This is a genomic window from Streptomyces sp. A2-16, from assembly GCF_018128905.1.
In the GTDB taxonomy this organism is placed as follows: domain Bacteria; phylum Actinomycetota; class Actinomycetes; order Streptomycetales; family Streptomycetaceae; genus Streptomyces.
Window position 1 is genome coordinate 9423194 of the sequence record NZ_CP063808.1, and the last position, 18293, is coordinate 9441486.

Consider the following 18293-nt stretch of genomic DNA (forward strand, 5'->3'; position numbering starts at 1 on the left):
TCCGTGTCCGGGCACGTCGGGCCGTCCCCCGCTCTCGGCTCCGCCCGAGCGGCAGGGACCCCCACCGGGGACGCCCTCGCGGGCTACCTGCGTTCCCAGGCCACGGAGTTCCTCCGCGCCCTGCGCCAGCACCGCGAATCGGGCGGTGCGGCGGCGGGCGCGGAGGATCCCGTCGACGCGGCCCGGGCCCTGCGCCGCTCGGTCCGCCGCATCAGCGCCAGCCTCCACACGTTCCGCCCGCTCCTGGACGCCGACTGGTCGGAGTCCCTCCGCCCGGAACTGGCCTGGCTCTCCGGCACGTTGGGCATGGAGCACGCGTACGAGTCCCGCCTGGAACGGCTGTTGCTGGCGCTGCAGAGGCTGTCGGGCGCGGTGTTCCCCGTCCAGGGGGCGGGCTCCGCGACCCACCCGGCGGCCTCCCCCGACCGCGGCAACCTCACCGTGGGCGCGGCCAAGGCGGGCGCCCTCCTCGACCGCCAGCTCACCCTCGCCCGCACCCGGTCCCACAGCACCGCCCTCCAGGCCCTCGGCTCCTCCCGCTTCCACGCCGTCGCCGACAGCATCGCCGTACTGGCCAGCGAGGTCCCCCTGACGAAGACGGCCGTCACCACCGACCTCCACCCCCTGGCCACCGCCGCCCAGGAGCGCCTGGAGGACGCCGCGACCGCCCTTCCCCTGGTCACCGCGGGCCACCCCTACAACGCCGAGGCCCTCGTCCACGGTCTGTCCCCCGACCCCTCCCCCCACCCCCAGGACGCCCCCTGGCACCAGGTCCGCCTCCTGCTGCGCCTGCACCGATACGCGCGAGAGGTCCTCTGCGGCTCCGACCCCCCGGTGGACCTGCGGCTCCTGACGGCGGGCCAGGCCCTGGACCGGCACCGGGACGCCTCGGAAGCGGCGGCCGCGGCGGCCGCCGCGGCCCGCACCCCCCGCATCGCCCCGGCCACCGCCTACGCCCTCGGTGTGCTGCACGCCGACCAGCGCCACGAGGTGGAGGCGGCTCGCTTCGCGTTCCAGCAGTGCTGGCAGAAACAGGCGGTGAGCACATGACCCATCCCGGTGACGGCAACGACCCCGTCGTCCAGGCGGCCGGCTGCGTCCTGTGGCGCCGCTCCCCGGTCGACGGCGACCTTGAGATCTGCCTGGTCCACAGGCCGAAGTACGACGACTGGTCGCACCCCAAGGGCAAGTTGAAGCGCGCGGAGGACGCCCTCACCGGCGCGCTGCGCGAGGTCGAGGAGGAGACGGGCTACACCGCCGATCCCGGGACCGAGCTGCCCTCCGTCCGCTACATGGCCAACGGCCGCCCCAAACGGGTCCGTTACTGGGCGGCCGAGGCCACCGGGGGCCACTTCACCCCGAACGACGAGGTGGACCGCATCCTGTGGCTCTCCCCCGCCGCGGCCCGCAGCCGCCTGACGCAGTACCGCGACCGCACCCTGATCGACGAGCTGCTGCCGCTCTAGCCCGGGACGGCGTGCCCCTCGGCGTCCGCCCGCGCCTGGCTGCGGGCTCTGCGTGCCGGCCCGCGCCAGCCGCAGGTGCACCGGGCCAGACAGAAACGGCCCTGTTCGACCATCTGCGTCCGGTGGGTACTGGAGTCGGAAGGAGGTGGGGGGATCCTGTCCTGCTGCGCCACACCGACAACGTTACCCACCCCGGGGGCCGTGCCAATCGACTGCCCGGCACAGCGGCGCCGGTGTACGCGTGACGGCTCCCGCCCAGCCGTCGTTAGTCGAGACGACACGGGTCCCCGACGGGACGTATCGGCTGGGGGTAGGCGGCGATGGCGGAGCGGCAGCAGAAGCAGGCCGGCGGGTCGGTCGTCGTCGCGGCGGTGCTCATGGCCTGCGCCGGCGGGTGTTCGGGCACCGGCGCCGCCCTGGACGACGCACGCTCGGCCGACCCCGTCGGCACCCTGCGCCGGGCCGCCGACACCCTGGTGGACGCGGGCAGTTCGAAGGCGCGTACGTCGATGGAGATGGCCACCGGCGGCACCCGGGTCACCATCCGGGGCGAGGGCGTGTACGACTACCGCGAGCGCCTCGGCCGACTGCGGGTGCTGCTGCCGCAGGACCCGGCCGGCACCAGCGAGCACCGGCCGATCACCGAACTCCTCGCCCCCGGCGCCCTGTTCATGAAGAACCGGGGTGCGGGTGTGCCCGCCGACAAGTGGGTGCGCGTCGACACCACGGCCCTGTCCGACGGCAACCTCGTCACCGGCGGGGCCACCGATCCGCTCGCCGCCGCCGAGGTGCTGCGCGGGACCCGGACGGCGACCTATGTGGGCGCGACCGAGCTCGCGGGGACCGAGGTGCGGCACTACCGGGGCACGGCGGACCTCGCCGCCGCCGCGAGGAGTGCCGAAGCCAACAAGGGTGTCCTGGCGGCGGCGGCGAAAGGCTTCGCCACGGCCGCGGTGCCCTTCGACGTCTACCTCGACGACCAGGGCCGCATCCGCAAGATCCGGCACCGCTTCAGCTTCGTCAACGGCGGGCAGCCCGGCACCGTCGCGGTCGCCTCCACGACCCTGCTGTACGACTTCGGGGTCCCGGCGGACGTACGTCTGCCGGCCGCCCGGGACATCTACGCCGGCAAGATCGCCGAGGGGTGAGCAGTCGTGACGGGCGTCAAGAACTAGCCCGTCCGTGCCATGCGCGGTGTGTAGGGCGCTCCCTACTCTAGGAAGTCGGTAACGGCAGAGAAGAGGTGATGCGCGTGGCTCCGGTCGGCGGTACGGCGGTTCAGGACCACGTGGCCCTCGCCGAGATCGAGCTGTGCGGAGAGTTGATCATCGCGGCGTCGGCCGCGGACGACCGGCTCAGCCTGGAGAGCATCGACGAGGTGCTGAAAGTGGCCGAAGAACGTGCGAGCGCCCCCGGCGAATGAGCCGGGGGCGCCCGTCCCGTCGTGGGCGGAGAGGGATCAGGTCCGCAGCAGGCGGCCGATCGCCTTCGTGGCCTCCTCGACCTTCGCGTCGATCTCCGTGCCGCCCTTGACGGCCGCGTCCGCGACGCAGTGCCGCAGGTGTTCCTCCAGGAGCTGCAGGGCGAAGGACTGCAGGGCCTTGGTGGAGGCGGACACCTGCGTGAGTATGTCGATGCAGTAGACGTCCTCGTCGACCATGCGCTGCAGGCCGCGGATCTGGCCCTCGATCCGGCGCAGGCGCTTGAGGTGCTCGTCCTTCTGCTTGTGGTAGCCGTGGGTGGCGGGCTCGTGGGTCTCGTGGGGGCTGTTTTCCGCCACTGTCTCGGAGGGCGCCTTGGCGCCGGCCTCGGTCGTCGTCATCGCGTCCTCCACATCACGGCCACACCCTGAGGGAATCACATACCCCTCCTGGGTATATCGTACCGAAGTTTCCCGGGTATAGGGCCTGCGGACGGCCCCCGTGCCAACCACTGTGCCTGATGGGCGACACTGGGGGACGGCCCATTAGCCGTGGCCGGATGATGCACTTAGCATCACCCTGACCGAAACCGATGCACCCCGAGGACCCCTTGTGCGCTTTCGTCTGACCCCCAGGGAGACGAGCTTCTACGACATGTTCGCCGCCTCCGCGGACAACATCGTCACGGGCTCGAAGCTCCTGATGGAACTGCTCGGGGCGGACACCGCCGGCCGGGCCGAGATCGCAGAGCGTATGCGGGCCGCGGAACACGCCGGTGACGACGCCACCCACGCGATCTTCCATCAGTTGAACTCGTCGTTCATCACACCCTTCGACCGCGAGGACATCTACAACCTGGCGTCCTCCCTCGACGACATCATGGACTTCATGGAGGAGGCCGTCGACCTGGTCGTCCTCTACAACGTCGAGGAACTCCCCAAGGGCGTCGAGCAGCAGATCGAGGTGCTCGCGCGGGCCGCCGAGCTCACCGCCGAGGCCATGCCGAACCTGCGGACCATGGACAACCTCACCGAGTACTGGATCGAGGTCAACCGGCTGGAGAACCAGGCCGACCAGATCCACCGCAAGCTGCTCGCCATGCTCTTCAACGGCAAGTACGAGGCCATCGAGGTCCTCAAGCTCAAGCAGATCGTGGACGTCCTCGAAGAGGCCGCGGATGCGTTCGAGCACGTGGCGAACACGGTGGAGACCATCGCCGTCAAGGAGTCCTGAGCCCTTCCATGGACACCTTTGCTCTGGTCGTGACCATCCTGGTCGCGCTCTTCTTCACGTACACGAACGGCTTCCACGACTCGGCGAACGCGATCGCGACCTCGGTGTCGACACGGGCACTGACCCCCCGGGCCGCGCTCGCCATGGCGGCGGTCATGAACCTGGCAGGAGCCTTTCTGGGCTCCGGGGTCGCCAAGACCGTCAGTGAGGGCCTGATCGAGACGCCGGAGGGCTCCAAGGGGATGGGAATCCTCTTCGCGGCACTGGTCGGCGCGATCGTGTGGAACCTCGTCACCTGGTACTTCGGACTGCCCTCCTCGTCCTCGCACGCGCTCTTCGGCGGCATGGTGGGCGCCGCGCTCGCGGGCGGCACCGAGGTGCTCTGGAACGGTGTGCTCGACAAGGTCGTCATCCCGATGTTCATCTCGCCGGTCGTCGGTCTGGTCGCCGGTTACCTGGTGATGACCGCGATCATGTGGATCTTCCGGCGGGCCAACCCGCACAAGGCCAAGCGGGGTTTCCGGATCGCGCAGACCGTGTCCGCGGCCGGCATGGCCCTCGGGCACGGCCTCCAGGACGCGCAGAAGACCATGGGTGTCGTGGTGATGGCCCTGGTGATCTCCGGCCACGAGACCTACGGCGACCCCATTCCGGTCTGGGTGAAGATCGTCTGCGCGGTGATGCTGTCGCTGGGCACGTACGCGGGCGGCTGGCGCATCATGCGCACCCTGGGCCGGAAGATCATCGAGCTGGATCCGCCGCAGGGGTTCGCCGCCGAGACGACCGGCGCGGCGATCATGTTCACCACCGCCTACCTCTTCAAGGCGCCGGTCTCCACGACCCACGTCATCACCTCGGCGATCATGGGTGTCGGCGCCACCAAGCGCGTCAACGCGGTCCGCTGGGGCGTCGCCAAGAACATCATCCTCGGCTGGTTCATCACCATGCCGGCGGCGGCGATCGTGGCCGCCTGCGCCTACGGCATCGTGAACCTGGCGTTCCTGTAGGAACCGAGCGGGGTGTACGACAACGGGCCCGCCCCCGGAATCCGGGGGCGGGCCCTCTGTGTCCTCGCGGTGGCACCGCCATGCAGCACCGCGAGGGGTCTTCGAGGGGCTCGGCTCAGCCGAAGCGGCCCGAGATGTAGTCCTCCGTGGCCTGGACCGACGGGTTGGAGAAGATCCGCTCCGTCTCGTCGATCTCGATCAGCTTGCCGGGCTGCCCGACCGCGGCCAGGTTGAAGAAGGCCGTCCGGTCGGAGACCCGGGCCGCCTGCTGCATGTTGTGCGTCACGATGACGATCGTGAAGCGCTCCTTCAGCTCACCGATCAGGTCCTCGATGGCGAGCGTGGAGATCGGGTCGAGGGCCGAGCAGGGCTCGTCCATCAGCAGGACCTTGGGCTCCACCGCGATCGCGCGGGCGATGCACAGACGCTGCTGCTGACCACCGGAGAGACCCGAACCCGGCTTGTTCAGACGGTCCTTGACCTCGTTCCAGAGGTTCGCGCCCTTGAGGGACTTCTCGACGACGTCCGACAGTTCCGACTTCTTGTACGAGCCGTTCAGGCGCAGGCCCGCCGCCACATTGTCGAAGATCGACATCGTCGGGAACGGGTTCGGGCGCTGGAAGACCATGCCGACCTCGCGGCGGACGGACACGGGATCTATGCCCTGGCCGTACAGGTCCTCGTCGTCGAGGAGCACCTTGCCCTCGACCCGGCCGCCCGAGGTGACCTCGTGCATCCGGTTGAGCGTGCGCAGGAACGTCGACTTGCCGCAGCCGGAAGGGCCGATGAAGGCCGTCACCGAGCGGGGCTCGACCGTCATCGAGATGTCTTCGATCGCCTTGTGGGAGCCGTAGTAGGCGGTGAGCCCACTTACGTCGATTCGCTTGGCCATGATTGCTTCACTTCCAGATCTCGGTCGCTGTGTGGCCGCGTCAGCGACCGGTCTTCGGGGCCTTCCAGCGGGCGATGCCGCGAGCCACCAGGTTCAGGATCATCACGAAGGCGATCAGCGTCAGGGACGCCGCCCACGCACGGTCGTACGCCGCACCGGCGCCCGCGCTGTTCGCGTACTGCTGATAGATGTACAGCGGAAGCGACTGCTGCGCACCCTCGAAGGGGTTGGCGTTGATGAGCGAGTTGCCCCAGACCAGGAGCAGCACCGGCGCGGTCTCGCCCGCGATACGGGCCACCGCCAGCATGATGCCGGTGGTGATGCCGCCGATGGAGGTCGGGATGACCACCTTCAGGATGGTCCGCCACTTCGGGATGCCCAGCGCCAGGGACGCCTCGCGCAGCTCGTTCGGGACGAGCTTGAGCATCTCCTCCGTGGAGCGGACGACGACCGGCATCATCAGGATGGCCAGGGCGAGCGACCCGGCGAACCCGAAGGGCTCCATGTCGAACATCAGCATGATCGAGAGGATGAACAGACCCGCGACGATCGACGGGATGCCCGTCATGACGTCGACGAAGAACGTGACGGCCTTGGCGAGCTTCCCGCGCCCGTACTCGACCAGGTAGATCGCGGTGAGCACACCGATCGGCGCCGCGATCAGGGTGGCGAGGGCGACCTGCTCCAGGCTGCCGAGGATGGCGTGGTAGATGCCGCCGCCCGGCTCGTCGTCGGCGACCAGGCCCATCGAGTGGGTCAGGAAGTAGAAGTCGAGGACCTTCACACCGCGCGAGACGGTCGACCACACCAGGGAGACCAGCGGCACGACGGCCAGCAGGAAGGCGACCCAGACCAGCGAGGTGGCGATCCGGTCCTTGGCCTGACGGCGGCCCTCCACACGGGCGGCGATGACATACGTGCCGAGGACGAACAGCAGCCCGGCGATCAACGCCCACTGGATGCTGCTGTTCAGGCCGGCGGCGAAGCTGATGCCGACGCCGAGGGCGACGGAGCCCGCGGCGATCGCGTACGGCGCCCACTTCGGGAGGCGGGCACCCTTCAGGGTGCTGACGGTGGCTGCGGTGCTCATGCGTTGGCCCCCGAGTACTCCTTGCGGCGGGCGATGATCATGCGGGCCGCGCCGTTGACCAGCAGGGTGATGACGAACAGGACCAGACCGGAGGCGATCAGCGCGTCCCGGCCCAGCTCGCTGGCCTCACCGAACTTGCTGGCGATGTTCTGGGCGAAGGTGCCGCCGCCCGGGTCGAGCAGGCTGGCCTGAATGTCGAAGGACGGCGAGAGCACGGTGGCCACGGCCATCGTCTCGCCGAGCGCGCGGCCGAGACCGAGCATCGACGCGGAGATCACACCGGAGCGGCCGAAGGGGATCACCGCCATGCGGATGACCTCCCAGCGGGTGGCGCCGAGCGCCAGGGCCGCCTCCTCGTGCATCTGCGGGACCTGGCGGAAGACCTCGCGGCTCACGTTGGTGATGATCGGCAGGATCATGATGGCGAGCAGGATGCCGACGGTGAGCATCGAGCGGGGTGCCCCGCCCTGCCAGGAGAAGATGCCGGTCCAGCCGAGGTAGTCGTTGAGCCAGCCGTAGAGGCCGTTCATGTGCGGGACGAGGATCAGGGCGCCCCAGAGGCCGTACACGATGGACGGCACGGCGGCGAGCAGGTCGATCACGTAGGCGATCGGGCCGCTCAGCTTGCGCGGGGCGTAGTGCGTGAGGAACAGCGCGATGGCGACGGCGATCGGGACAGCGATGGCCATGGCGATGATCGAGGAGACGATCGTGCCGAAGACCAGCACCGCGATACCGAACTTCGGCGGGATGAGCTGGGTGTTCCACTCGAACGCGGTGAAGAAGTTGGCCTCGTCCTTGCTGATCGCGATCGAGGCGCGGTAGGTGAGGAAGCCGGCGATGGCGGCCATGATCACCAGCAGCAGGATGCCGGAGCCGCGGGAGAGACCGAGGAAGATCCGGTCACCGGGGCGGGTGGCGCCACGGGCCGCGCGCTTCTGCTCGACCGTGGGGGGTTGGGGTACGGGGGGTGGTGCGTCTGTTATCTGTGTGGTGTCCATCGGGTTCTCCGGTCTGCTGAGCCGCATCTGTGGTGCGGCTCCTGGCGGCGGTGCACCGGACGGTGCGGTCCGGACCGGGCCCCTCGGTTCGGGGTCCGGGCCGGACCGCACACTCAGGTCAACTCAGGCTCTCGATGGTGGTGCGAACCTTGGCGATGATGTCCTCGGGGATCGGCGCGTAGTCGTTGTCCGCGAGGACCTTCTGGCCGTCCTCGGAGGCGGTGTAGCGCAGGAACGCCTTGGTGGCGGCCAGGGTGTCGGCCTTGTTGCCCTTGTCGCAGACGATCTCGTAGGTGACCAGGACCATCGGGTAGGCACCCTCGGCCTTGGTCCCGTAGTTGAGCTCCAGCGCGAGGTCCGAGCCGGTGCCGACGACCTTGGCGTCGGCGATGGCCTTGGTGGCGTTGTCGACGGTCGGCTCGACCGGGGCGGAGGCGCCGGTGTTGATGCTGACCGGCGTGATGCCGTCCTTGGCGTACGAGAGCTCGAAGTAGCCGATGGCGCCGTTGGTCTGCTTCACCTGCTGGGCGACACCGGAGGACTGCGCGGCGGACTGGCCGCCCTTGGCCACCCAGGTCTTGCCGTGCTCGTAGGGCCAGTCGCTCTTGGCGGTGGCGATCAGGTACTTGGTGAAGTTGTCCGTGGTACCGGAGTCGTCCGAGCGGTGGAACGCCTGGATCTTGAGGTCCGGCAGCTTCACGCCCGGGTTCAGCTTGGTGATCGCCGGGTCGTTCCACTTGCTGATCTTGGCGTTGAAGATCTTGGCGATGGTCGGCGCGTCCAGCGTGAGCTTGTCGACGCCGGAGATGTTGATACCGAGGGCGATCGGGCCGCCGACCATCGGGAGGTCGATGCCCTGGCCGCCGGAGCAGACCTTCTTGGAGGCCGTGACCTCTTCGGGCTTCAGCGCGGAGTCGGAACCGGCGAAGGCGACCTGGCCGTTGTTGAACGCGGTCACACCGGCGCCGGAGCCGCCGCCCTTGTAGTTGATCTGCACGCCACAGGCCTGCGTGAACTGCTTGACCCAGGCGTCGATCGCGTTCTTCTGCGCGGAGGAGCCGTCGGCGAGCAGCTGACCCTTGGCATCGTCGCACTTGATGTTGCCGGCGGCCGCGGTGGCGGACGCGCTGCTGCCGCTGCCGCCGCTCGTGTCGTCGGAGCCGCACGCCGTGAGGGCCAGGGCGCCGGAGACGGCGAGAGCACCGAAGGCGAGGGCCCGCCGGTTCTTGCGCTGAAGCTTCACTTGAGTTCCTTCCGGGAGCCGCCGTCCTGAATCCGGCGGCGTGCGCGAAGTCTGGGTGACACGGATGCGCATTCGAGACGCACCACGCATCGCGTAAGGCCGAAATTAGGCAGATCAGGTGAAGGCGTTTATGGCCGGAAGTGAACGGGGGGTGAACCCCTGCAGAAGGTGCGGTGAGGTCACGGAACGCTTACGTCGAGGGCACAGTGTGATTCCGGAACCCACCCGGGAACCCTCCCCCCCACAGTCCCGTCTCGTTCCACGGAAGCCGACGAGGCCGACGAAAGGCAAGGACGCATGGAACGGCGTACGTTCATCGGGGCCGGCGCGGCCGCGATCACGGCAGTGGCCACGACCGCGTGCGACGGCAGCAGCAGCAGCGCCGACGCCACGCAGAGCACCGTCGGCAGGTCTCCATCCTCCCGTACGCCCGCGACCTCCGCGAACTGGAACGCCCTCGCCCGCGATCTGGACGGCACCCTGGTCCGCCCCGGCGAGGCGAACTGGGCGACGGCCCGGCAGCTCTACAACACCCGCTTCGACTCGCTGAAGCCCGCGGCGGTGGCGTACGTGGCGAACCCGGACGACATCCGCACCACGCTCGCCTACGCCCGCGCCCACGGCGTCCGGGTGGCGATCCGCAACGGCGGCCACTCCTACGCCGGCTGGTCCTCGGGAAACAACCGGCTGATCGTCGATGTCTCCAGGCTGAACCGCATCCGCGCCTCGGGCGGCACCGCCGTGGTCGGCGCCGGCGCCAAGCTGATCGACGTCTACCGGGCCCTCACCGCCAAGGGCGTCACGATCCCGGCGGGCTCCTGCCCGACCGTCGGTGTCTCCGGACTGACCCTGGGCGGCGGGCACGGCGTGGCCTCCCGGGCCTACGGGCTCACCTGCGACAGCCTCACCCAGGCCACCCTGATCACGGCCGACGGCAAGCAGATCACCGCGAACGCCACCACCGACAAGGACCTCTTCTGGGCCCTGCGCGGGGCGGGCAACGGCAACTTCGGCGTGGTGACCGAGCTGCACTTCAAGACCCACCCGGCCCCGCAGGGCGTGACCGCGTACGCGACCTGGCCGTGGTCGAAGGCGGCCGCCGTGGTGCGGGCCTGGCAGGAGTGGGGCCCGGTGCAGCCCGACGAGATCTGGTCCTCCTGCCACCTGGAGAACGGCGGCTCGCCCTCGGTGGCGGTCGCGGCGTTCTCCCTGGGCACCTACGGCGAGCTCCAGAACGCCCTCGACCGCCTGGCCGACCGGGTGGGCTCACCGGCCCGCAGCGTGACGCTCCGGCGGCACTCCTACGAGAGCGCGATGGAGGCGTACGCGGGCTGCTCGTCCTTCTCCACCGACGCCAAGTGCCACCTGCCCGGCTCCACCCCGGGCCGCTCGCCCCGGGGCGCCCTCGGCCGGGAGACCTACGCGGCCCACTCGGACTTCTTCGACCGCTCGATCCCGGCGGCCGGCATCCAGACCCTGCTGAGGCAGGTCGCCTCGGTCCGGGGCGGTTCGGGCAGCATCGCGCTGACGGCCCTCGGCGGCGCGGTCAACCGGGTCTCCCCCACCGCCACGGCCTTCGTGCACCGCCACTCCCGCATGCTCGCCCAGTACATCGCGTCCTGGAGGGCGGGAACGACGGGCACGACGGCCCAGTCCTGGCTGACGGGAGCCCACAACGCGATGAGGCCGTACGCCTCGGGGGCGGCCTACCAGAACTACACGGACCCGACGCTGCGGGACTGGCGCACGGCGTACTACGGCGACGCGGCGACCAAGCTCGCCAAGGTGAAGAAGGAGTACGACCCGCAGGGGTTCTTCAGCTTCCCGCAGGCGCTGTAGGTCCCAGGAGGTCCGGCAGCTACGCGGCGAGGTCCCGCTCGGAGGCAGGGGCCTCCTGCCGGGCCCCGGGAATCACCGAGGCCCCCTGCCCCGCTCCTCGCGCGCGGACGATCCACGCCCCCTTCGAGGACCCCTCGACCGCCTTGGCCACCGGCGTGAGAAGAGCCATCGCGAGCGGCGACAACAACAGGGCCACCGCCGTGCCGAGGGCGAACCCGCCGATCACGTCCGTCGGGTAGTGCACGCCCATGTACACCCGGCAGAACCCTTCGAGCAGGGCGAGGGCGATACCGAAGAGCCCGAACTTCCGGTTGGCCACGAACAGTCCGACCGCCATCGCCATGGTGATCGTGGCGTGGTCGCTCACGAACGAGTAGTCGGTCTTGCCGGAGACCAGGACCTCGAGCCCCTCGTGCGTCCGGAAGGGCCTGGGCCGCTCGACGAATCCCCTTATGGGCACGTTCACCAGCACGGCCAGCGCCGCGGCGAGCGGCGCCCACACCAGCGCGGCCACGGAGGAGGCCGCGTCCTCACCCCCACGCCGGCGCACGGACCACCAGCACCCGAGGATGAGCAGGACCATGCCCAGCAGGATCCCGTACTCCCCGACGTACTCCATGACCCGGTCGAACCAGTGCGGGGCGTCCTTGGCCAGGCCGTTGATGTCGTAGAGCAGGTCGACGTCGGGGTTCGACCCGGACTCGGCGAGAACAGCCATCGTGCTGCGGCCCCTTCGTCGTCTTTCCCGGCGTACCCATGTGCGCTCGGCTACGCCCTCAGGAACGCACGGCTCCCGTTAATACGTTCCACACTCCACTGAATGATCACGCAGACGTTATCGAAGAGAGACACATCGCCGCAGCTCAGGGGGTGGGTTTCACGCTCGGTCACACCGTGGTGGGCAATGCTTTCGCGCCATCTTCGGTGACCCGGGTGGCGCCGAAGTACTCAGAAGTGTCGATCGGGTCGAACCGGATCACAGCACCTGTTCTCGGTGCGTCGATCATGTATCCGCCGCCCACATAAATCCCTACATGGTGGATGGCGCGCGAATTTGTCAGGTCCTTGGAGAAGAACACCAGGTCCCCCGGCAACAGTTCACTTCTGGCCGGATGCGGGCCCGCGTTGTACTGATCGTTGGCGACACGCGGCAGCGTGATTCCCACGCTCTTGTACGAGGCCTGCGTCAGCCCCGAACAGTCGAAGCGCCCACCCTGCTCGGCGGTACCGGTCCCGCCCCACAGATAAGGGGTCCCGAGCTTCTTCTGCGCGTAGTAGATGGCGCCGGCGGCCTGCTTGGAGGGATCGACTCGGGTCGTGGGGGCCGCGAAGCTCTCCTCCAGGGTCGTGATGGTCTTCACGTAGTTCTGGGTTTCCTTGTACGGCGGCACGCCCCCGTACTTGATGACCGCGTAGGCGCCCGCGTTGTAGGACGCGAGCATGTTCGCGGTGATGTTCCCCGGAACGTCCTTCACATAGGACGCGAGCGAGCAGTCGTACGAAGCCGCCGAGGGAATCGCGTCATTCGGATCCCATACGTCCTTGTCGCCGTCGCCGTCCCCGTCGATCCCGTGCGTGGCCCAGGTCCCGGGAATGAACTGCGCTATTCCCTGCGCCGCCGCGGCGCTCTGGGCCTTCGGGTTGAATCCGCTCTCCTGGTAGAGCTGGGCGGCGAGCAGGGCGGGATTGATGGCGGGGCACAGATTGCCCCACTTCTGCACGAGGTTCTGGTACGCGGCCGGCACGGCCCCCTTGGCCAGGGCCTTCGTCGCCCCGCCCACGCCGTTCGCGAGGTTCCCGGCGACGACGTAGACCCCCACGACGAGCAGCATCACGAAGGTGAGCCCCGTCCCGAGAACGGCGCCCGCCACGAGCCACGCCTTACGCACCGTCAACCGCCCCTCGCCCGCCGGGAGTCCGCCCGCGTCAGTCTAGGAGCTTCCCCGTCGAAAACCGGGGTACTCGGCGGGGTCGGCACAAAGATCAGCAGACCGTGTCCCGGTAGAGCGCAGCGGCCTCCGCCCCGAGGACCACGCTGTACGACACATCGGCCGTCACCCCGCCCTGCTCGTGCCCGCCCAGCACCCCCACGACCCGCCCGTCGCCGTTCACCCACGGGCTGCCGCTCGTACCCCCCGTGAAGCCGGGGCACTCGATCCGCTGCTGCGTACGGCTGTGCGCGGTCGGCTTGTTGGTGCAGCTGATCGGCACGTCACGGGAGGAGGGGTACCCGGTGACGGTGACGGCAGTGGCCCCGGTGGCGGTGCCGGTGGCGAACAGGTTCGCGCCGACGACGTCCTGGACGTCCCCCGCGACCGTGGCGAAGGCGACGTCACTGTCCTCGCTCTGCCCTGTGGACCACCCCTCGGGCAGATACCGCTTCCTCACCTTCCATCTCCCGTACGGCGCCGCGCCGGCCCGGTATCCGGGCACGAACACGAGGTCGTCGCTGTCGTCGAGACAGTGCGCGGCGGTGACGATCAGGTCCCGGTGCGGGCTGCGGACGACGGAGGCGGTGCAGACGTGCTGCTTGCCGTCGAACAGGGCGCCCACGCGGGCGTTCTGCCGGGTCGCCACGGCCACCGCCGTCACCCCGAAGGGCCCCGCCCCGTCGTCGGCGGCCGCTTCGGAGGCCGAGGTGACGGTGAGCAGGACGGCGGCGGCGTGGAGAGCGATACGTGGCGTGCGCTTCACGGAGGGCAGCATTCCGCACGAAGGTGAGAGAACCGTCAACGGGCGCGCACACGGCGGGCGGGCACGCGACGGCCGGGTACACCTGGCCGGGTACGCCTGGATCCCGCCGCCCCGGGCAGCCGAGTCCCGACGACCGAGCCCGGGAGGCTGCCGTGTTCGACGGTTTCGAGCTGACGCGGTGCGAGGGCGAGGACGGCGTCCGGCTGCGTGTGCGGCACGGCGGCAGCGGCCCCGCCGTGCTGCTCCTGCACGGACATCCCGTACCCACGCCACCTGGCATCGTGTCGCCCCGCTGCCGGCCGCGGCCGGTCACGACGTCCTCGGCGTGTGGCGCGACTGGGCGGGCGACCGGCTGGAGGGCGGGCCCGTCGACTCCGGCCACCACATGGCGGAGGAGGCCCCCCGAGGCACTCGTCGCCGCCCTGCGCGCCTTCTGGAGGAACGGCGGAGAACCGGCCCGGCCGCTCTGAGCGAGTTGTGTGCGACGCGTGTAGATGGTCAAGCCGTGACCATCCCCCGCCCATCCGCCCGCCATTGATCAGCAATCCCCCAACGCCCTTCGGTAAGGCGGGAGTCAGGATTCCGGAACCCGTCTTGTTGTCACGTACTCAACAAGGCGATGGTCTACGCGGGTCGCCGCCCCCACCGGGAACCTCACCGGTGGTCCCCCACTGCAGGCCTCTGCAACCACTCTCAGGAGGCTGTACGTTGCGTACTTCCAACTCCCCCCACATATCCGGCAGATGGCGTCGGATCGGCTCCACCGCCGTGGCCACCGGCGCCCTCGTGTTCGCCGGCCTCGGCACCGCCGCCCACGCCACCGCGCTCACCCCCCACCACGTGAGCGCCAAGGCCGTCGCCACCGCGGTCGCCAAGGCGCACGTGCAGTACGAGAGCGCGTGTGACGCCACCCCCAAGAAGGGCTACGCCGCCTGCAACGCCCTGCGCGTCACCGCCGGCACCACCGCGTACATGGAGAAGCAGGCCGCGCTCAAGGGCGTGACCGCCAAGACGCTCAAGCCGAACGCCACCGCCGCCACCCCGACCGGTTACGGCCCCAGCGACCTCCAGGACGCCTACGGCCTGACCGACGCCTCCGCGAACAACGGCTCCGGCGAGACCATCGCCATCGTGGACGCCTACGACGACCCCAACGCCGCGGCGGACCTGGCCACCTACCGCAGCTACTACGGCCTGCCGGCGTGCACCGTCGCCAACGGCTGCTTCAAGAAGGTCTCCCAGACCGGCTCCACGACCTCGCTGCCCACCGCCGACAGCGGCTGGGCCGGTGAGATCTCCCTCGACCTCGACATGGTCTCCGCCATCGCCCCGAACGCCAAGATCCTGCTGGTCGAGGCGAGTTCGTCGAGCATGGCCAACCTGGGCAAGGCGGTGAACGAGGCCGTCTCACTGGGCGCCAAGTTCGTCTCCAACTCCTACGGCGGCTCCGAGTCGTCCTCGGACACCTCCTACGACTCCTCGTACTTCAACCACCCCGGCGTCGCCATCACCGTCTCCGCCGGCGACGAGGGCTACGGCGCCGAGTACCCGGCCGCCTCCAAGTACGTCACCGCGGTCGGCGGCACCAAGCTGTCCGCCTCCTCCACCACCCGCGGCTGGACCGAGAGCGTCTGGAAGACCAGCTCCACCGAGGGCACCGGCTCCGGCTGCTCCGCCTACGACGCCAAGCCGACCTGGCAGACCGACGCGAGCTGCACCAAGCGCATGATCGCCGACGTCTCCGCGGTCGCCGACCCGGCCACCGGAGTCTCCGTCTACGACTCCTACGGCTCCGACGGCACGGGCTGGAACACCTACGGCGGCACCAGCGCCTCCGCCCCGATCATCGCGTCGGTGTACGCCCTCGCGGGCACCCCGGGCAGCAGCGACTACCCGGCCGCGTACCCCTACGCCGACACCTCCGCCCTCAACGACGTGACCTCCGGCAACAACGGCAGCTGCTCCGTCAGCTACTACTGCACCGCCAAGTCGGGCTACGACGGCCCGACCGGCCTGGGTACCCCGGCAGGCCTGGGCGCCTTCACCGGCTGATCCGGCCCTTGAGTGTCCCCGTCGGGTCAACGGGGGCGCCGCCCTTGAGAGGGGGACGTGGGGTCCCCTCGGCGGCACAACGGCAACGGGCCGCGACATCCGGTCGCGGCCCGTTCGCCGTGTCCGCCCGGGTCAAGTGACCATCGCCCGCAGTCCATCGAGCCGCCATGCACGAGTAAGCCCGGGACAACTTTCGGTATGGCGGAGGTCAGAATTCCAGCCAATCTCTGTTGTCGCGTACGGAACAAGGTGGACCGTCTTCGCAGGCCGCCGCCCGCCGCCGGGGACACCGCACCGACGGCACGCACCCGCACCGCCCCTGTTCCACCACCATCAGGAGGCTGCACCTTGCGTACCAACTTCCCCCACACCCGCCTGAGATGGCACCGCGCCGGCTCCGCCGTGGCCGCCACCGCCGCCCTCGTCCTCGCCGGCCTCGGCACCGCCGCCCACGCGGACGCCACGAGCTCCACCAGGGTCACCTGGACCGCGACCCCCTGCGCCACCCCCAAGAAGGCCGGCGAACTCGCCTGCAACTCCCTGCGCGTCACCGGCGGCACCACCGCCTTCCAGAAGGCCCGGGGCATCACCCCGAAGGCCGCCGACGCGGCCACCCCCTCCGGCTACGGCCCGAGCGACCTCCAGTCCGCGTACGGCCTGACCGCCGCGGCCGCCTCCCAAGGCTCCGGCGAGACCGTCGCCATCGTCGACGCCTACAACGACCCCAACGCCGAGGCCGACCTCGCCAAGTACCGCTCGTACTACGGCCTGCCGGCCTGCACCACCGCCAACGGCTGCTTCAAGAAGGTCTCCCAGACCGGCTCCACCACCTCGCTGCCCTCCAGCGACAGCGGCTGGTCCGAGGAGATGTCCCTCGACCTCGACATGGTCTCCGCCATCGCCCCCAACGCCAAGATCCTCCTCGTCGAGGCCAAGTCCGCCTCCATGGCCAACCTCGGCACCGCGGTGAACGAGGCCGTCAAGCTGGGCGCCAAGTTCGTCTCCAACTCCTACGGCGGCTCCGAGTCCTCCTCGGACACCTCCTACGACTCGTCCTACTTCAACCACCCCGGCGTCGCCATCACCGTCTCCGCCGGCGACGAGGGCTACGGCGCCGAGTACCCGGCCGCCTCCAAGTACGTGACCTCGGTCGGCGGCACCGCCCTCTCGGCCGCCTCCAACAGCCGCGGCTGGACGGAGACGGTCTGGAAGACGAGCTCGACGGAGGGCACCGGGTCGGGCTGCTCCTCGTACGACGCCAAGCCGAGCTGGCAGACCGACGCGAGCTGCACCAAGCGCATGATCGCCGACGTCTCCGCGGTCGCCGACCCGGCCACCGGAGTCTCCGTCTACGACTCCTACGGCGTCACCGCCGGCTGGTACACCTTCGGCGGCACCAGCGCCTCGGCCCCCATCATCGCGTCCGTCTACGCCCTCGCCGGCACCCCGGGCAGCAGCGACTACCCGGCGCAGTACCCCTACGAGCACACGTCATCCCTCAACGACGTGACCTCGGGCAACAACGGCAGCTGCTCGACGAGCTACTTCTGCACCGCCCGGTCGGGCTACGACGGACCGACCGGCTGGGGCACCCCGGAGGGAGTGACCGCCTTCACCGGCTGACTCTCCGTCAACGAACGGGCCGCGGACTCCCCTACCGCGGCCCGTTCGTCATACCGGTGGCCCTCCGGGTTAGCCTTCACCCGCAGAACATCGGTGCCAGAAGCGCCGCAGGTCGTAAGAGGGGTCAACGACGGAACCACACGCCAGGTTCCGCTCAGGCCTCATTGCCCGGCGTTACCTGCCGTGATACACAGAGTGACCAGACAGTCATTCGTACGAAACCCGCCAACCAATGCCGCCAAGTCGACATACGACGGCGGAATTGTCGGCGACAATGAGGCCTGACCTCTGCGCCCATGCAGGGGAGACGGAACTACCCACCAGGGGCGGTGACTTACATGCTCTTTGCGGCCGACAAGGGAGACATCAACACCATCATCGGCGGGATCGCTCCGGACTGGGGCCCCTTCGGGGCACTGGGGACCGAGGCGAAGACGATGATCCAGGTCGTCATGGCGGTCGCCATCCTGCTCTGCCTCGGCATCGCCATCTGGGGTGCCGCCAAACAGCGCATCGGCGCCACCGCACTGCGCGACACCTTCAGCGCGGAACAGGGCAAGGGCCTCATCATCGCGGGGCTGACGGGAGTCTTCATCATCGGCTCCCTGGGCACGCTCTTCACCATCGTGTACGGCATGGCCGTATAGCCACCGCGTCCGGTCGACGCACCTCCGCTCCGGCCGGGCGCGCCCCGGTACCCCCTCTACCCCACCCGTCCGCAGTGCCCACCGG

The 18293-nt window shown here is 69.6% G+C and carries 18 protein-coding genes and 1 pseudogene; 11 read left to right on the top strand and 8 right to left on the bottom strand.

Annotation, left to right across the window (positions count from 1 at the left end; genetic code table 11):
• Positions 1 to 3 precede the first annotated feature (3 nt).
• The 4 genes from IOD14_RS42315 to IOD14_RS42330 all read left to right on the top strand — a co-directional run bounded on the left by IOD14_RS42315 (position 4) and on the right by IOD14_RS42330 (position 2889).
• On the top strand, positions 4 to 1050 hold the full coding sequence (locus IOD14_RS42315) for a CHAD domain-containing protein (RefSeq protein WP_212673019.1): 1047 nt from the start codon (positions 4 to 6) through the stop codon (positions 1048 to 1050).
• Positions 1047 to 1466: an NUDIX hydrolase gene (locus tag IOD14_RS42320; protein WP_212673020.1), complete on the top strand. Its 420-nt coding sequence runs from the start codon at positions 1047 to 1049 to the stop codon at positions 1464 to 1466. Before IOD14_RS42315 ends, IOD14_RS42320 begins: the two co-directional genes overlap by 4 nt.
• 320 nt (positions 1467 to 1786) lie before the next feature.
• Positions 1787 to 2614 carry a hypothetical protein gene (locus IOD14_RS42325; protein ID WP_212673021.1) on the top strand — a complete coding sequence of 276 codons (828 nt, stop codon included), beginning with the start codon at positions 1787 to 1789 and terminating at the stop codon, positions 2612 to 2614.
• A 98-nt stretch (positions 2615 to 2712) separates the two neighbouring features.
• Positions 2713 to 2889 carry a hypothetical protein gene (locus IOD14_RS42330; protein ID WP_174269170.1) on the top strand — a complete coding sequence of 59 codons (177 nt, stop codon included), beginning with the start codon at positions 2713 to 2715 and terminating at the stop codon, positions 2887 to 2889.
• A gap of 36 nt (positions 2890 to 2925) precedes the next feature.
• On the opposite strand, the gene IOD14_RS42335 is transcribed toward IOD14_RS42330, so the two are convergent.
• A complete protein-coding gene (locus IOD14_RS42335; RefSeq protein ID WP_123990184.1) occupies positions 2926 to 3288 on the bottom strand; it encodes a metal-sensitive transcriptional regulator in 363 nt (120 codons plus the stop codon).
• Positions 3289 to 3499: 211 nt separating this feature from the next.
• On the opposite strand from IOD14_RS42335, the gene IOD14_RS42340 reads away from it, so the two are divergent.
• Positions 3500 to 4120 (top strand): DUF47 family protein, encoded by a 621-nt coding sequence (locus tag IOD14_RS42340; RefSeq protein WP_030043659.1) that lies wholly within the window; start codon positions 3500 to 3502, stop codon positions 4118 to 4120.
• Positions 4121 to 4128: 8 nt separating this feature from the next.
• Positions 4129 to 5127: an inorganic phosphate transporter gene (locus IOD14_RS42345; protein ID WP_123990185.1), complete on the top strand. Its 999-nt coding sequence runs from the start codon at positions 4129 to 4131 to the stop codon at positions 5125 to 5127.
• A 115-nt stretch (positions 5128 to 5242) separates the two neighbouring features.
• Here the strand turns inward: IOD14_RS42345 and pstB are convergent, their stop codons facing one another.
• The 4 genes from pstB to pstS form a co-directional block, all read right to left on the bottom strand.
• Positions 5243 to 6019: a phosphate ABC transporter ATP-binding protein PstB gene (pstB, locus tag IOD14_RS42350; protein ID WP_007383025.1), complete on the bottom strand. Its 777-nt coding sequence runs from the start codon at positions 6017 to 6019 to the stop codon at positions 5243 to 5245.
• A 40-nt stretch (positions 6020 to 6059) separates the two neighbouring features.
• Positions 6060 to 7109: a phosphate ABC transporter permease PstA gene (gene pstA, locus IOD14_RS42355; RefSeq protein WP_212673022.1), complete on the bottom strand. Its 1050-nt coding sequence runs from the start codon at positions 7107 to 7109 to the stop codon at positions 6060 to 6062.
• Positions 7106 to 8110: a phosphate ABC transporter permease subunit PstC gene (pstC, locus tag IOD14_RS42360; RefSeq protein ID WP_123992727.1), complete on the bottom strand. Its 1005-nt coding sequence runs from the start codon at positions 8108 to 8110 to the stop codon at positions 7106 to 7108. The genes pstA and pstC overlap by 4 nt, the downstream gene beginning before the upstream one ends.
• 118 nt (positions 8111 to 8228) lie before the next feature.
• On the bottom strand, positions 8229 to 9353 hold the full coding sequence (gene pstS, locus IOD14_RS42365; RefSeq protein WP_123990187.1) for a phosphate ABC transporter substrate-binding protein PstS: 1125 nt from the start codon (positions 9351 to 9353) through the stop codon (positions 8229 to 8231).
• A gap of 297 nt (positions 9354 to 9650) precedes the next feature.
• Here pstS and IOD14_RS42370 point away from each other — a divergent pair, with 297 nt between their 5' ends.
• Positions 9651 to 11192, top strand: coding sequence for an FAD-binding oxidoreductase (locus IOD14_RS42370; protein WP_212673023.1), 1542 nt, complete (start codon positions 9651 to 9653; stop codon positions 11190 to 11192).
• A gap of 19 nt (positions 11193 to 11211) precedes the next feature.
• On the opposite strand, the gene IOD14_RS42375 is transcribed toward IOD14_RS42370, so the two are convergent.
• From IOD14_RS42375 to IOD14_RS42385, 3 genes are all read right to left on the bottom strand, one after another.
• Positions 11212 to 11910, bottom strand: coding sequence for a phosphatase PAP2 family protein (locus tag IOD14_RS42375; protein WP_123990189.1), 699 nt, complete (start codon positions 11908 to 11910; stop codon positions 11212 to 11214).
• A gap of 169 nt (positions 11911 to 12079) precedes the next feature.
• Positions 12080 to 13087: a bifunctional lytic transglycosylase/C40 family peptidase gene (locus IOD14_RS42380; RefSeq protein ID WP_249126211.1), complete on the bottom strand. Its 1008-nt coding sequence runs from the start codon at positions 13085 to 13087 to the stop codon at positions 12080 to 12082.
• Positions 13088 to 13175: 88 nt separating this feature from the next.
• On the bottom strand, positions 13176 to 13898 hold the full coding sequence (locus IOD14_RS42385; RefSeq protein WP_123990191.1) for a serine protease: 723 nt from the start codon (positions 13896 to 13898) through the stop codon (positions 13176 to 13178).
• A gap of 140 nt (positions 13899 to 14038) precedes the next feature.
• Here IOD14_RS42385 and IOD14_RS44685 point away from each other — a divergent pair.
• The 4 genes and pseudogenes from IOD14_RS44685 to IOD14_RS42400 all read left to right on the top strand — a co-directional run.
• Positions 14039 to 14205, top strand: a pseudogene (locus tag IOD14_RS44685) (alpha/beta hydrolase); the annotation flags it as partial.
• Positions 14206 to 14594: 389 nt separating this feature from the next.
• Positions 14595 to 15938 carry a S53 family peptidase gene (locus tag IOD14_RS42390; protein WP_123990192.1) on the top strand — a complete coding sequence of 448 codons (1344 nt, stop codon included), beginning with the start codon at positions 14595 to 14597 and terminating at the stop codon, positions 15936 to 15938.
• Positions 15939 to 16286: 348 nt separating this feature from the next.
• The gene (locus IOD14_RS42395; protein WP_123990193.1) at positions 16287 to 17561 is read left to right on the top strand and encodes a S53 family peptidase; all 1275 of its coding nucleotides are present in this window, start codon (positions 16287 to 16289) and stop codon (positions 17559 to 17561) included.
• A gap of 338 nt (positions 17562 to 17899) precedes the next feature.
• Positions 17900 to 18208, top strand: a complete 309-nt coding sequence (locus IOD14_RS42400) for a hypothetical protein (protein ID WP_007383036.1) — start codon at positions 17900 to 17902, stop codon at positions 18206 to 18208.
• Positions 18209 to 18293 lie beyond the last annotated feature (85 nt).